Annotated in this window: 15 protein-coding genes and 1 tRNA gene; 10 read left to right on the forward strand and 6 right to left on the reverse strand. The window is 71.3% G+C overall.

Features of this window, described 5'->3' with window-relative positions:
• The first annotated feature begins 22 nt into the window (after nt 1–22).
• Nucleotides 23–1,114, forward strand: coding sequence for a histidinol-phosphate transaminase (hisC, locus tag AC1DU4_RS15040; RefSeq protein ID WP_477841097.1), 1,092 nt, complete (start codon nt 23–25; stop codon nt 1,112–1,114).
• A gap of 3 nt (nt 1,115–1,117) precedes the next feature.
• Here the strand turns inward: hisC and AC1DU4_RS15045 are convergent, their stop codons facing one another.
• A complete protein-coding gene (locus tag AC1DU4_RS15045) occupies nt 1,118–2,110 on the reverse strand; it encodes an alpha/beta hydrolase (RefSeq protein ID WP_477841099.1) in 993 nt (330 codons plus the stop codon).
• 314 nt (nt 2,111–2,424) lie between these two features.
• Between AC1DU4_RS15045 and AC1DU4_RS15050 the strand changes: the two genes are divergently transcribed.
• From AC1DU4_RS15050 to AC1DU4_RS15060, 3 genes are all read left to right on the forward strand, one after another.
• The gene (locus tag AC1DU4_RS15050; RefSeq protein WP_477841101.1) at nt 2,425–3,267 is read left to right on the forward strand and encodes a DUF5602 domain-containing protein; all 843 of its coding nucleotides are present in this window, start codon (nt 2,425–2,427) and stop codon (nt 3,265–3,267) included.
• Between the two features lie 186 nt (nt 3,268–3,453).
• Complete coding sequence (locus AC1DU4_RS15055) at nt 3,454–3,840, forward strand: hypothetical protein (protein WP_072844560.1); 387 nt, start codon at nt 3,454–3,456, stop codon at nt 3,838–3,840.
• A gap of 61 nt (nt 3,841–3,901) precedes the next feature.
• Complete coding sequence (locus AC1DU4_RS15060) at nt 3,902–4,648, forward strand: Clp protease N-terminal domain-containing protein (protein WP_477841103.1); 747 nt, start codon at nt 3,902–3,904, stop codon at nt 4,646–4,648.
• 55 nt (nt 4,649–4,703) lie between these two features.
• Here the strand turns inward: AC1DU4_RS15060 and AC1DU4_RS15065 are convergent.
• From AC1DU4_RS15065 to AC1DU4_RS15080, 4 genes are all read right to left on the reverse strand, one after another.
• Nucleotides 4,704–4,790, reverse strand: a tRNA-Ser gene (locus AC1DU4_RS15065).
• Between the two features lie 49 nt (nt 4,791–4,839).
• Nucleotides 4,840–5,334 (reverse strand): MarR family winged helix-turn-helix transcriptional regulator, encoded by a 495-nt coding sequence (locus AC1DU4_RS15070; protein ID WP_477841105.1) that lies wholly within the window; start codon nt 5,332–5,334, stop codon nt 4,840–4,842.
• A 69-nt stretch (nt 5,335–5,403) separates the two neighbouring features.
• Nucleotides 5,404–6,054: an LGFP repeat-containing protein gene (locus tag AC1DU4_RS15075; RefSeq protein ID WP_477841107.1), complete on the reverse strand. Its 651-nt coding sequence runs from the start codon at nt 6,052–6,054 to the stop codon at nt 5,404–5,406.
• Nucleotides 6,055–6,314: 260 nt separating this feature from the next.
• Nucleotides 6,315–7,487, reverse strand: coding sequence for an alpha-hydroxy-acid oxidizing protein (locus AC1DU4_RS15080; RefSeq protein ID WP_477841109.1), 1,173 nt, complete (start codon nt 7,485–7,487; stop codon nt 6,315–6,317).
• Nucleotides 7,488–7,573: 86 nt separating this feature from the next.
• Between AC1DU4_RS15080 and AC1DU4_RS15085 the strand changes: the two genes are divergently transcribed.
• On the forward strand, nt 7,574–8,557 hold the full coding sequence (locus tag AC1DU4_RS15085) for an NAD(P)H-quinone oxidoreductase (protein ID WP_477841110.1): 984 nt from the start codon (nt 7,574–7,576) through the stop codon (nt 8,555–8,557).
• Nucleotides 8,558–8,563: 6 nt separating this feature from the next.
• Here the strand turns inward: AC1DU4_RS15085 and AC1DU4_RS15090 are convergent, their stop codons facing one another.
• On the reverse strand, nt 8,564–9,763 hold the full coding sequence (locus AC1DU4_RS15090; RefSeq protein ID WP_072844514.1) for a cysteine desulfurase-like protein: 1,200 nt from the start codon (nt 9,761–9,763) through the stop codon (nt 8,564–8,566).
• A 157-nt stretch (nt 9,764–9,920) separates the two neighbouring features.
• Here AC1DU4_RS15090 and AC1DU4_RS15095 point away from each other — a divergent pair, with 157 nt between their 5' ends.
• The 5 genes from AC1DU4_RS15095 to AC1DU4_RS15115 all read left to right on the forward strand — a co-directional run bounded on the left by AC1DU4_RS15095 (nt 9,921) and on the right by AC1DU4_RS15115 (nt 14,332).
• A complete protein-coding gene (locus tag AC1DU4_RS15095) occupies nt 9,921–10,505 on the forward strand; it encodes a bacterial proteasome activator family protein (RefSeq protein WP_477841113.1) in 585 nt (194 codons plus the stop codon).
• Nucleotides 10,506–10,633: 128 nt separating this feature from the next.
• Nucleotides 10,634–11,500 (forward strand): galactan export ABC transporter permease subunit Wzm/RfbD, encoded by an 867-nt coding sequence (wzm, locus tag AC1DU4_RS15100; RefSeq protein ID WP_443096387.1) that lies wholly within the window; start codon nt 10,634–10,636, stop codon nt 11,498–11,500.
• Between the two features lie 106 nt (nt 11,501–11,606).
• Nucleotides 11,607–12,434 (forward strand): galactan export ABC transporter ATP-binding subunit Wzt/RfbE, encoded by an 828-nt coding sequence (wzt, locus tag AC1DU4_RS15105; RefSeq protein ID WP_072844511.1) that lies wholly within the window; start codon nt 11,607–11,609, stop codon nt 12,432–12,434.
• A complete protein-coding gene (gene glfT1, locus AC1DU4_RS15110) occupies nt 12,431–13,327 on the forward strand; it encodes a galactofuranosyltransferase GlfT1 (RefSeq protein ID WP_477841116.1) in 897 nt (298 codons plus the stop codon). The genes wzt and glfT1 overlap by 4 nt, the downstream gene beginning before the upstream one ends.
• A gap of 114 nt (nt 13,328–13,441) precedes the next feature.
• Nucleotides 13,442–14,332, forward strand: a complete 891-nt coding sequence (locus tag AC1DU4_RS15115; protein WP_477841118.1) for a TylF/MycF/NovP-related O-methyltransferase — start codon at nt 13,442–13,444, stop codon at nt 14,330–14,332.
• Nucleotides 14,333–14,335 lie beyond the last annotated feature (3 nt).

Here is a 14,335-nt window from a genome sequence, read left to right on the forward strand (position 1 = left end):
CACGCATGCATAATGACCTCCCGTGACCGCACGCACCCGCCCCGACCTCGTCGACATCAGCCCCTACGTGCCCGGACGCACGTTTCCCGGCGCGATAAAACTCGCGAGCAACGAGACCACGGCGGGCCCGCTGCCCAGCGTCGCCGCTGCGATCGCGGAGTCCGCGCTCGGCGTGAACCGCTATCCCGACAACGGGGCGGTCGCCCTGCGCGAGGCCCTCGCGGACTCGCTCGGCGTCAGCGTCGACCGCGTCGCCGCGGGCTGCGGATCGGTGAGCCTGTGCCAGGAGCTCGTGCAGATCACCGCGGGCCCCGGCGACGAGGTGCTCTTCGCCTGGCGCGCGTTCGAGGTGTACCCCGTGGTCGCGCGGGTCGCGGGCGCCACCCCGGTCCAGGTGCCGCTGACCGCAGACCACCTGCACGACCTCGACGCGATGCTCGCAGCGATCACCGACCGGACCCGGGTGATCTTCGTCTGCAATCCGAACAACCCGACCGGCACCGTCGTCACCCAGGACGCGCTCGAACGATTCCTCGACGCGGTGCCCGCGGACATCCTGGTGATCCTCGACGAGGCGTACATCGAGTACACGCGCCCTGGCGACCAGGCCGGCGCGGAAATCCCGAACGGCGTCGCGCTCGCCGAGGGCCGGGCGAACGTCGTTGTACTGCGCACGTTCTCGAAGGCGTACGGCCTCGCGGGCCTGCGGGTGGGGTACGCGGTGGCGGACCCCGGGATCATCGCGGCGCTGAGCAAGGTGCACATCCCGTTCGCCGTGAGCACGGTCGCGCAGGCCGCTGCGGTCGCCTCGCTGGCCGCCGCGGACGAACTGCTGGCCCGCACCGACGGGGTCGTCGCGGAGCGCCGCCGGATGCGCGAAGCCCTGATCGGCGCCGGCTACGAGGTGCCCGCGTCCAACGCGAACTTCGTCTGGCTGCCGCTCGGCGACCGCTCGGCGGAGTTCTCCGAGGCCAGCGCGGCAGCGGGCGTGCTGGTGCGCCCCTACGGCACCGACGGGGTGCGGATCACCATCGGCGATCCCGACGAGAACGATGCCTTCCTCGCTTTCGCCACCGGCGACGGCCTGCCGATCTGGAAGTCGCGCCAGGTCTGACCGTCACCGGCCGAGCGACCGGGCCAGGATGGGCCACGCGTCGTGCAGGTCCTGCTGCCAGTAGGGCCACGAGTGGGTGCCGGTGGGCCGGTAGTGGAACGTCGCGGGGATGGCCAACTCCCGCAGCCGGTCGTCGAACAGTTGCGTGCAGCGCAGGGCGGCCGCCTCGAGCGCCGCGCCGAGGGTCAGTGCGCTGAGCCCGTCCACGGTGGTCGGGTCGTCCAGCGGCCCGGCCGCGCCGTTACCCGTCGCGACGTAGATCTCCTTGCCGCGCAACGCCTCCGCGTTGCGCATGGGATCGTTCGCCGCCCACTCCGGGTCGCCGTCCGGTCCCCACATGTTGTCCGCGTCGCCGCCCTTCCAGGCGACGGTGGCACGCACCGACAGCCGGGAGTCGGCCTGGCCGTTGTCGGCGCAGCCACTGAAGGCCGCGACGCCGCGGTACATGGCGGGGTGCCGGGTCGCGAGATTCAGTGCCGCGTGCGCGCCCATCGACAGTCCTGCGATCGCGTTGACGCCGTTGCCCCGGAACTGGGTGTCGATCAGCGGCGGCAGTTCCGTGGTCAGGAACGTCTCCCACTCGTCGACCCCGAGGGCGGGGTCCGGCTGCTTCCAGTTCGTGTAGTAGCTGCCGGTGCCGCCGACCGGCAGCACCACATTGACGTCCTTGTCCGCGAAGAAGTCCACGGCGTCGGTCTTCAGCGTCCAGGTGCTCTCCTGGTAGTCCGACTCCTCGCCCCCGCCCGCGCCGTCGAGCAGGTACAGCGTGGGCCTGGCGGCGGACCGGTCCGCGGGCAGCAGCACCTGCACCTGCACCACCTCGCCCATCGACGGGGAGTGCACGAACACGGCGGCGCGACGCTCGGTGAGCATGGTGACGTGGTCGACGGAGGCGGCCTGACGGGCCAGTCCGGGCCCACGCGGGCCGGCCGCGGCGACCGAGGGGAAAAGGCCGCACAGGGCCATCGAAAGAGCCATTGTCGCGAGTAGCTTCATGGGCCCACCTCGAGCGACTGCCCGCCGGGTGCGGGCGAACCGCTGCCCGTCAAGGTAGCGGACTTTCCACCGCCGAGTGATGTCCCACACCGAAATCTGTTGCCGCGCCGCCTCACTCGGGAATCCTGTTGGACGACCGTCCTGGATGCCGGGCGCCAGGTCAGGGCGCTGCCGGTCGGCACCTCCTGCCGCGACGGCATCCGGCGTGCCTTCGCGACCCGCCGTGCGGCGGGTCGCGCTTCGCCCGAATCCCGGCGCCCGTCACCACCGCGGCGGTAACCTCGGTGTTCCCGGTCCTCTCCCCAGAGGTGCACATGCGCACACACCGACCGCTCCGCCCCCGCTCCGTCCGCGCCGCGGCCCTGGCAGCCGCCGTCTGCGCCGGGCTGTCGTCCCTCACCGGGTGTTCCGACGCCAGCGCCGGCGGCATCACGGGCGCCTCGGCCGAAAACGGCGTCTCCGGAACCTTTTACGGGACACCGACGGGTATCGGGGCCGGCTCCGCCCGCGCGTACGTGACGCTCGACGCGGACGGCCGGCCCACCGACGTCGGCATCCGGATGACCGCCGCCGCCCTCGACGGGCTGCCCGACGCGCCGATGACCGAGTTCCCGCTCGCGATGCCGGCGCAGGGCGCCTCGACGATCTTCGACAGCGTCGTGGTGGACTGGAACGCGCACGGCCACAACCCCGCGGGGCTGTTCGACAAACCCCATTTCGACATGCATTTCTACATGGTCGACGCGGCCACCATTGCCGAGAACGACCCGCTGCGACTGGACTACCTCCCCCGCGCCGGAAACCTGCCGCCGGCAGCGCAGATGCCGACGAACTACTCGCCGCCGGAGGGACTTCCGGTCCTGACGAACGTCCCGAAGATGGGCCAGCACTGGACGAACAACGCCGACGTCCTGGCGCCCGGCGGGTTCGACTTCACCCAGACGTTCATTGCGGGCTCCTGGGACGGCGCGTACACGTTCATGGAGCCGATGATGACGCGCGAGTGGCTGCTGACGAGGTCGTCGGCGGACGAGGAGATCTCGCAACCGGAGATCTACCCGAAACCGGGCCGCTACCCCACCACCTACTCGGTGAACTACGACGCCGGCGCCGACGAGTACGTGCTCGAGCTCGCCGGAATGCAACCACGGCCGTAATCGGTTTCCCCGCTTGTAGATTCGCCGTTCGCACCGATCCTCCGGAGTTGACGGTCGCGGCGCCCGGCGACCCGGCCACCGCCTTTTCACCCGCGGTGATCGGGGCGATTCGCCCGACGCTTGCGCGACGGCGGGTTTACAGTCGAATTCGGCTCTTCCTTCGTCTGGTCCAGGTGAGGTAACGAAATGAACCTGATCAACAGAACGGCAGCATCCACCCTGATCGCCGCGGCCATGATCGCAGGCCCGGGAATCGCACAGGCCGGCGCCGCTACCGGCCCGCCCGGCCAGGCAGTCCCCGGCGTCCACCAGGTCGACTCGCCCGAGAAGCAGGCCGCCTTCGAGCACATGCTCAACGAACTCAACCTCGGCTGGGCCAACGGCGGCGCAGCCGGGACAGCGATCGGCTCCGTCGCGGGCCTCGGCATCGGATGCATCTCGATGTTCCCCGGCAGCCTCGCGGGGTGCATCATCGGCGCCCCCACCGGTGCGATCATCGGCGCCCTCGCCGGCATGGCCACCGGCAACCCCAACGCACAGAAGGCGATTCAGGACTACATCAACACGCCGTAGGCCCGAGGACTGCCGTCAACTCACGGTTGACGGCACCGTGTCGTCAACCTATGGTTGACGCATGACGAATCCCGTACGCATGACCAACCCGGTGCGGCTCGACGAGCTGATCGAGGCCATCAAGAAGGTCCACCCCGACGCCCTGGACCAGCTCTCCGACGCGGTCCTCGCCGCCGAACACCTCGACGAGGTCGCGGACCACCTGATCGGCCACTTCGTCGACCAGGCCCGGCGCACCGGCGCGTCCTGGACGGACATCGGCAAGAGCATGGGCGTCACCAAGCAGGCGGCCCAGAAGCGGTACACGACCAAGGCCGCGGACCAGCCGTCCGACCTGGACCCGAACGACGGCTTCAGCCGGTTCACCCCGCGCGCCCGGAACGTGGTGATGGCCTCGCAGAACGAGGCCCGGGCCGCCGGCAACCCCGAGATCCGGCCCGCCCACCTGGTGCTGGGCCTGCTGGCCGAGCCGGCGGGCATCGCGGCGAAGGCGGTGCTCGCGCAGGGGGTGTCCCTGGACGACGTCCGCACGGCCGCGGCCGCGACCCTGCCGACCGCCGTCGACGCCGCCGCCGTGCCTGCGCTCATCCCGTACGACGCGCAGGCGCGCAAGGTGCTGGAGCTGACCTTCCGCGAGGCACTGCGGCTGGGCCACAACTACGTCGGGACCGAGCACCTGCTGCTCGCGCTGCTCGAACTCGAGAACGGCTCCGGCCCGCTCAGCGGCCTCGGCGTGGACAAGACGGCCGCCGAGGCGCACATCGCCGACGCCGTGGCGGCCGCGGTCGCGGCGATGGACGCGCAGTAGCCGCACCGGAAGCATGAAAGGGCCCCGACCTGCAGGTACCAGGTCGGGGCCTTTGCGGAAGCGGAGGGATTTGAACCCCCGGTGGGTTTAACGCCACGCTCGCTTTCAAGGCGAGTGCATTCGGCCGCTCTGCCACGCTTCCGTGGCGAATCTTAGCCGCCGCGTCCGGCGGCGTCCGAGCGCCCCGCGGGTCAGGCCTCGTCGCGCTTGCCGAGTGCGGCGTCGACCTTGCCGAACACCTCGGCCACCCCGGTCAGCTCCGCGGGCTCGAGCAGGTCGATCAGGTAGTTGCGCACGCCCCGCACGTGGGTGGGCGCGGCCTCCGCGAGCTTCTCCCGACCCTGGTCGGTGATGACGGCCAGCACGCCGCGGCCGTCGTCGACGCAGGTGCTGCGGACGACCAGTCCCTCGGACTCCATGCGCCGCACCTGGTGGGTCAGCCTGCTCCGCGAGGAGAGGACCCCGTCGGCCAGTTCGCTCATCCGCACCGAGCCGTCCGGCGACTCGGAGAGCATCACCAGGATCCGGTAGTCGGCCAGCGAGAGTCCGTGGCCTGCCTGCAGCTCCCGGTTGAGCACCTCCATCAGCCGCTGACTGCCCTCGATGAACCCACGCCAGGCGCGCATCTCCGCGCCGTCGAGCCACCGCGGGGTGGAGCCGGTTTCGTCGGGTGTTTCTGTCAGCACGGGCCCATTCTAGTGCGGGCGCCGCTCAACTACCGACCACACGGTTTCCACTGCGGCGCCCGCCGACCGCTACCTGGCGGGCGCACTCTTCACCAGGTCGGCCGTGACGGCGAGACCGCGGAGCCGGCCGGCGAGTTCCGCGGGGACCACCTGGTATCCACCGCCCGCACGCCAAATCAGCTGCGCGGTGCCGTCCTCGCCGCTGAACCGAGCGACCCGCCCGCCGTCGACCTCGACCTCGGCGGCCACCGGGTGACCCATCGGCCCCTCGGCGCCGCCGAGATGGTGCCACGCCTCGAGGATCGAGCCGCGGATCAGCCAGGCGCCCGCCGCCGGGGCCCAGTAGACGGTGGCCCCGTCCGCAGCGCTGAAGTCGCTGAAGCGGTCCGACCCGCCCAGCGCCTCCTCCTCGTCGGTCGTCGGGAAGCCGAGCGCACCGGCCGGACCGCCGAGTTCGCGGTACCGCTCCAGGATCAGGCCGTACATGACGTGGGCGCCGGTCCCCGGCGAGTAGTAGATGGCGCCGCCGGTGTAGTCGCGGCCGGCGCCCGTCCCCACCGGGTACGCCTCCCCGACGGGGTGGCCGAGCGGCGAGTCGGCGCCGCCCCAGGACCGGTACTTCGCCTCGATCTCGTCGTGCGCGACAGGTGCCGGCGCGGCGGGCGACAGCTCGGCCACCGCGGGGGCCGCGGCGGACAGGACCGCACCCGCCGTCGCCACGCCCGCCACCACGCAGCGAATGAACCGCGAACTTCCAGACCGACGCACCGAGGCACCCGTTCCCCTTCGGGGCGCCCGCCCGACACCGGCGCCGAATGCGGACAACTTAAACGACCGCAAGGGAACCGAGGGTGCACAGTGGTCGAGGTAACACCCCGCCCCCGCGGGCGGCGCCGCGGTAGGCCAGGTCAACCCGCTAGTCACCCGCGAATATCACCCTCGGCGTCACCCGACCGCACCGCGGCAACAGGCAACGGGCGTCAGCCACCGAGCACCGAGGCGTCCAGCTCGGCAACGGACGCGAACCCGGCCAGCCCGAGGGTCACGTCGAGGTCCGCCAGCAACACCCGAAGAGCATGGCGCACACCGTCCTTGCCCGCCAGGCCGAGCCCGTACACCCAGGGCCGGCCGTAGAGCACCGCGTCGGCGCCGAGCGCGAGTGCGGTGACAACATCGGCGCCGCAACGGATCCCGGAGTCGAGCAGCACGTCCGCCCGCTCCCCCACCGCAGCCGCGACCGGACCGAGCGCGTCCAGGGCCGCGATCGCCCCGTCGACCTGCCGGCCGCCGTGGTTGCTCACCACCACGCCCGAGGCGCCGGCGTCGACCACGGCCCGGGCGTCGTCCGGGTGCACGATCCCCTTTACCGCGATCGGCAGGTCGGTCCACTCCCGCAGGCGCGCCACGTCACTCGTCCGGATCGAGTGGTTGCCGAACATCGACACCCAGGTGAGTACCGCCATCTGCATGGCCTCGACGCTCTCCTCCGGCGCGACGGCCAGCCGGGAGCGGAACACCGGGTCGGACAGGTAGTTCGCAATTCCCTTGCCCTGCAAGAACGGCAGGTGCCCGAGTTCGAGATCGCGTGGACGCCAGCCCATTCCGGGGGTGTCCGCGGTCAGCACGATGGCCTTGGCCCCGGCCGCGGTGGCCCGCCGCACCAGCGACTCGGCCACCTCGTCGTCCGACGGCCAGTACAGCTGGAACCACCAGTTCTCCCCCGACACCGCGCCGACCCGCTCGATCGGGGTGGACGCCGCCGTGGACAGCACCGAGCCGATGCCGAGTTCGGCCGCGACCTCGCCGACCGCCAGCTCCGCGTCCGGATGCACCAGCTCGAGCACCCCGACCGGCGCGGTCAGCACCGGTGCGGCCAGACGGGTGCCGAGCACCTCCACGCTCAGGTCCCGCGCATCCGCCGCGGCGGTCCCGCGCAGCATCCGCGGCACCAGGGCGTGACGGCCGAACGCCGCCATGTTCGCCGCCGCGGTCCGCTCCGTCGACGCGCTGCCCGCGATGTACCCGAACGCCTCCGGCGACAGGGTGGTGCGGGCGAGGTCCTCGAGTCCGGCCGCCGTCATCGGGAGCGGCGGCACCGCGCCGCTCAGACCGGCGAAGTAGATCTCGTTCTGCAGGTTGCCGAAGTTCGTCACCGGCGTGACGGTAGCCGCTGACCCGGCTCCTGCGGGGCTGTTGCGCCCACCGTGTCGCGGGGCGCCCACTCGGCTAGCGTCGACACATGCGTGCAATCACCTACTCCACCCCCGGCGGACCCGAAGTGCTTGCCTGGACGGAGGTTCCCGACCCCAGCCCCGGTCCGGGCGAGGTGCTCATCGAGGTCGCGGCGACCGCCGTCAACCGCGCCGACATCGTGCAGCGTCGCGGCTACTACCCGCCGCCGCCCGGCGCCAGCGACATCCTCGGGCTGGAGTGCTCCGGCACCGTCGCCGCGCTCGGCGAGGGCGCGGAAGGCTGGTCCGTGGGCGACCGGGTCTGCGCGCTGCTCGCGGGTGGCGGCTACGCGGAGCTGGTGACCGCCCCGGCCACCCAGCTGCTCCCCGTGCCCGACGGCGTGGACCTCCACGCCGCCGCCGCGCTGCCGGAGGTGGCGTGCACGGTGTGGTCGAACCTCGTGATGATCGGGGGCATGCACGCCGGCCAGTTGGTGCTGATCCACGGCGGCGGGGGCGGCATCGGCACCCACGCGATCCAGGTGGCCGTCGCGCTCGGCGCCACCGTCGTCACCACCGCCGGCTCGGCGGGCAAGCTCGCCGCCTGCCGCGAGCTCGGCGCCGCCGTCACCGTCAACTACAAGGACGAGGACTTCGTCACGGCGGTGGCCGCCACCGGCCGCGGCGCGGACCTGATCCTCGACAACATGGGCGCCGCCTACCTGGGCCGCAACATCGACGCCCTCGCGATGGACGGGCAGCTGTGCGTGATCGGCATGCAGGGCGGGCGGGTCGGCGAACTGGACCTGGGCACGCTGGTGGCCAAGCGCGGCCGGGTGTTCGCGACCGGACTGCGGGGCCGGCCGGCGACCGGCCCGTCCGGCAAGGCGGAGATCGTCTCGGCGGTCACCGAGCAGCTGTGGCCGATGATCGCGGACGGCCGGGTGCGGCCGGTGGTGCACACGGAGCTGCCGATCACCGACGCCGCGGCCGGGCAGCTGCTGCTCGACTCCCCCGACACGGTCGGCAAGGTGGTGCTGGCGGTGCGGTGACTGGCCTCAGCCGAGGGCGGAGACGGCGCGCGCCAGCTGGTCGATCTCGTACCGGGTCGTGTACGGCGCCAGGCCGACGGTGACGGCCCCGCCCTCCTCGTTCACCCCGAGGGAGTCCAGCAGCCGGCTGCCGCGTCCGCCGACCACGGTGCCGATCCGGTTGGCCGTGAAGTGCTCGGAGACCTTCTCCGCCGGGACACCCGCGACCGTGAAGCTCAGCGTCGGGACCCGACTGTTCGAGGTGCCGATCAGCGTCACCTGCGGCAGCCGGCGCAGCGACGCCATCAGGTGCTCGAAGATCCGGTCGTGGTAGTCCTGCAACGAGCTGATCGACGTCTCGAGGCGCTCGCGGCGCGACCCGCTCGCGGTCTCGTCGAGCCCGGCGAGGTAGTCGATCGAGGCGGTCAACCCGGCCAGCATCGCGTACTGGTGCCCGCCGATCTCGAGCCGCTCGGGGCCGCGGGCCTTCGGGTTCAACGACACCGCGGGGATCCGGTCGATCAGGCTCGGGTCCCGGAAGACCAGGGCGCCGACCTGCGGACCGCCCCAGCTCGGCGCGTTCACCGCGAGGACGTCCGCCCCGAGTTCGTGGATGTCGACGTGCGCGTACGGCGCGGCGGCGATGGCGTCGACCACCAGCAGCCCGCCCATCTCGTGGGCCCGGTCCGCGGCGACCCGCACGTCCGGTGCCGACCCGACGATCGGCGAGGCCGCCGTCAACGCGACGAGCCGGGTGGTCGGCCCGATCAGTTCCGCGAACTGCCAGCTGGGCAGCTCGCAGGTGTCGATCTCGACCTCGGCCCAGCGCACCTGCGCGCCGTACCGGTTCGCCACCCGCAGCCACGGGGCGACGTTCGCCTCCTCGTCGAGGCGGGAGAGCACCACCCCGGTGCCCAGGCCCAGTCGCGAGCTCAGCGCCTCCGCCAGCCAGGCCAACAACGTGGACCGCTCGGGGCCGAGGACGACGCCGGCGGGATCGCCGCCGACCAGGTCGGCGACCGCCTCCCGCGCGGACTCCAGGATGGCGGCGCTGCGCCGCGCGGAGACGTGACTGCCGGTGTGCGAGGACCCGGCGCTGCGGAAGGCGGTGGACACCGCCGTCGCGACCAGGTCCGGATGTTGCATTCCCGCCTGGGGATCGAGATGGATCCAACCGTCACCGAGCGACGGGATGAGGCCCCGTACCCGGGCGACGTCGTAAGCCATGCCCGACAGCCTAGAACTTGGGCGGCGTCCGGGTGCCAGTGGGACCGGTGCTATGTGAGAACTCACAACAACTTCCGCGCTGGCACGACGCCGTTTCCGGTCCCGGCCCCGGGCACGGGCTTAGCGGAACGCGGGCAAACCCGACAAGATGGAGCCCATGACTTCCCCGGAGAATGAACACGTCGTCGTGATCGGACCCGACGGTCAACCCGCCGGCGCGCCCACCGCCGACGCCGCCCAGGACGCCGCGGCGAAGGACCCCGCCGCCAACGGCAAACCGGCCGCGGCCAACGGCGAGTCGGAGGAGTCCCTGGCGGACATGGTCGAGCAGCCGGCGAAGGTGATGCGCATCGGGACCATGATCAAGCAGCTGCTCGAGGAGGTCCGGGCGGCCCCGCTCGACGACGCCAGCCGCGCTCGGCTCCGGGAGATCCACAGGTCCTCGATCCGGGAACTCGAACAGGGGCTGGCACCGGAACTGCGGGAGGAGCTCGAACGGCTGACCCTGCCGTTCAGCGACGACTCCGTGCCCACCGACGCCGAGCTGCGGATCGCACAGGCGCAGCTGGTCGGCTGGCTCGAGGGACTGTTCCACGGCATCCAGACCGCGCTGTTCGCCCAGCAGATGGCGGCGCGGGCGCAGCTCGAGCAGATGCGGGGCCAGGGCGCCCTGCCGCCCGGGCTGGGCGGTCCCGTCCACGGGCACGGTCAGTCGAGCGCGGGCACCGGCCAGTACCTGTAGGCCCTCAGGGGTACAGCATCCGGGCCAGCGGCCGGACATACCCCGCAGGGTACGAAACCGGGCATCGCGGGCGGCCCGACGGGTTCGGTGACCAGGGCGGTCGGCGGACGCTAGTACTGTGGTCGCTTGTGCATCAGCCGACCGTAGACATCGCGAGCGAATCATCGCCGGCCTCGGACTCGCAGACGTTCCGTCGCGCGTTCAAGGACATGCGTGACGGCTTCGCGCAGCGCGAACTCTGGCTGCACCTGGGCTGGCAGGACATCAAGCAGCGGTACCGCCGGTCGGTGATCGGCCCGTTCTGGATCACCATCGCGACCGGCGTCCAGGCGGCCGCAATGGGCCTGCTGTACTCGGCGCTGCTCGACATCCCGCTCGACGAGTTCCTGCCGTACGTGACGGTCGGCCTGATCGTGTGGGGCCTGATCAGCGCGTCGATCCTGGAGGGCTCGGACGTCTTCGTCGCCAACGAGGGCCTGATCAAGCAGTTGCCGTCGGCGCTGAGCGTGCACGTGTACCGGCTGGTGTGGCGGCAACTGCTCTTCTTCGCGCACAACCTGCTGATCTACGTGATCATGCTGGTCGCGTTCGGGGTGTGGCGGAACCTGACCTGGCCGGACCTGGCGGCGATCCCGGCGCTGGGGCTGATCGTGCTCAATGCCCTGTGGGTCTCGATCGTGTTCGGAATCTTCGCCACCCGCTACCGCGACATCCTGCCGATCCTCAGCAGCCTGACGCTGCTGCTGTTCGTGCTGACACCGATCATGTGGACCACCGAGTCCCTGAAGAACCAGGGCGGCGAGGCCGCCGAGCGCGTCAAGCTGGCCGAGCTGAACCCGCTCTACCACTATCTCGAGATCATCCGTGCCCCCATGCTCGGCAAGCCGCAGGAGGCGTACCACTGGTACATCGTGCTGGCCATCACCGTCGCCGGCTGGGCCTTCGCGCTGTTCGCGTTGCGCAAGTACCGGGCCCGCGTGCCCTACTGGGTTTAGGGGTCTGGCTATGACAACACTTGCGATCGAAGCGACGGGGAAATGACGACACTGGCGAGCGAAGCGGCGCGGAAATGACGACACTGGCGAGCGAAGCGACGGGGAAATGACACAGCATGTGAGCATCGAGACGCACGGGGCCTGCGTCGACTTCCCCATTTTCGACGCCAAGTCCCGGTCGCTGAAGAAGGCGTTCCTCGGCAAGGCCGGCGGCTCCATCGGCCGCAACGACTCCGACGTGGTGGTCGTCGAGGCGCTCAAGGACATCACTCTCTCACTCAAGGAGGGTGACCGCGTCGGGCTGGTCGGTCACAACGGCGCGGGCAAGTCCACGCTGCTGCGACTGCTCTCGGGCATCTACGAGCCGACCCGGGGCAGCGCCCGGATCCGGGGCCGCGTCGCCCCCGTCTTCGACCTCGGCGTCGGCATGGACCCGGAGATCTCCGGGTACGAGAACATCATCATCCGCGGCCTGTTCCTCGGCCAGACCCGCAAGCAGATGCTCGCGAAGATGGACGAGATCGCGGAGTTCACCGAGCTCGGCGAGTACCTGTCGATGCCGCTGCGCACCTACTCCACGGGCATGCGGGTGCGCGTCGCAATGGGCGTCGTCACCAGCATCGACCCGGAGATCCTGCTGCTCGACGAGGGCATCGGCGCCGTCGACGCGGAGTTCATGAAGAAGGCCCGCATCCGGCTGCAGAAGCTGGTGGAGCGCTCCGGCATCCTGGTCTTCGCCAGCCATTCCAACGAGTTCCTGGCGCAGCTGTGCGACAGCGCGATGTGGATCGACCACGGCCAGGTTCGCATGCACGGCGAGATCGAGGACGTGGTGCGCGCCTACGAGGGCCCCGAGGCCGCCTCGCACGTGGCCCGCACCATCGCCGAGATCGCGGCCGAGAAGGCCGGCGTCGCCCGCGGTGAGGGCGCGTGAGCGCCACCGAACCGCGCATCGTCGGGGTGGTCGTCACCCACAAGCGTCGTGAACTGCTCGCCGAGTCCCTGAAGGTGCTCGCCGGACAGACCCGTCCGCTGGACCACCTGGTGGTGGTGGACAACGCCGACGAGGCCGACGTCCGCGAGCTCGTCGAGGGCGCCGGCATCCCCTGCACCTACCTCGGCTCCCGGCACAACCTCGGCGGCGCGGGCGGCTTCGCGCTCGGCATGCTGTACGCGCTCTCCCTCGGCGCGGACTGGGTGTGGCTCGCCGACGACGACGGCCGTCCCGACGGCCCCGACGTGCTCGCGACCCTGCTGGACTGCGCCACCCGGCACGGGCTGGCCGAGGTCTCGCCCGTGGTGTGCGACATCGACGAGCCTGACCGGTTGGCCTTCCCGCTGCGCCGCGGCCTCGAATGGCGACGGCTGCGCTCCGAACTGGGCGAGGAGGACCTGCTGCCGGGCATCGCGTCACTGTTCAACGGCGCGCTGTTCTCCGCCGCCGCCATCGACGCGGTCGGCGTGCCGGACCTGCGACTGTTCGTCCGCGGCGACGAGGTGGAGCTGCACCGCAGGCTGGTCCGCTCGGGGCTGCCGTTCGGCACCTGCCTGCAGACCGCGTACGTGCACCCCAACGGCGCCGACGAGTTCAAGCCGATCCTGGGCGGCCGGATGCACACGCAGTACCCCGACAACGAGACCAAGCGCTTCTTCACGTACCGCAACCGCGGCTACCTGATGGCCCAGCCCGGCATGCGAAAGCTGTTGCCGCAGGAGTACGCCCGGTTCGGCTGGTACTTCCTGGTCTCCCAGCGTGACCCGGCCGGCTTCCGGGAGTGGATGCGACTGCGCAAGCTCGGCCGCCAGGAGCGGTTTGCCCGACCGTAATCGTCTGGGCCGCAACAGGTTACGAACCGAAGCACTGGATCTGCCCCGGCGGCGCCCGGATCGGTTCCCGCCGTCCACCTGCCGACATCGCCGCAGGCTGGCAGCATGGGACGCATGCTGCATCGCATGCGCCGCAATGCCCGGCTGAAGCTGCAACGCGCGGTCGCGGAGGTGGTCCACGAGTCCGAGAGGCATCACCGGATCAAGCTGGAGGACCAGCACGACCAGGTGCTGGCCGAGCTGACCGCCACCAACGGCGAACTGAGCCGGGTGCTCGGCGAACTCGCCGCCGTGCGCGACCAGGTCGCCGCCGTGCGCGACCAGGTCGCCGCCGTACGTGACCAGCTCGCCGCCCACGAGCGGCGTGCCCGCCGCGACCTCGGCTACGCCCAGGACCTGCGGGCCGCCGCCGAGAGCGCCGCGTTCGTCGTCGAGAAGATGCCGCAGGCGCCCCCGTTCGCCACCCCCCACGAGACCCTGAGGTTCGCGCTGTCGCAGGTGTCCGGGCCGGGGATGGCGCTCGAGTTCGGGGTGGCGGGCGGCACCACGCTGCGGATCGTGGTCGAGGAACTCGGCGCCCGGCCGGGCGTGACGCCGGTCGCCGGGTTCGACGTGTTCAGCGGGCTGCCCGAGACCTGGCGGACCGGGTTCCCGGCCGGCGAGTTCGCCCAGGAGTCCCTGCCCCGCGTGCCGGGGGCGCAACTGGTGCCCGGACTGTTCGCGGACACCCTGCCGGCGTTCCTCGACGCGCACCCGGGTCCGGTGGCCTTCGCGCACCTGGACGCGGACCTGTACTCGTCGACGGCGACCGTCCTCGAGCTGCTCGGGGAGCGGTTCCGGGACGGAACGGTGCTCGTCTTCGACGAGTTCTTCAACTACCCGGGCTGGCGGTCGCACGAGTACCGGGCGTGGACGGAGTTCGTCGCACGCACCGGCGTCGGCTACGAGTACCTCGGCTACACCGCCGACCACGAGCAGGTGGCGGTGCGGCTCACCGGGCGGTGAGCC

Source organism: Rhodococcus sp. P4_F5 (assembly GCF_056401315.1).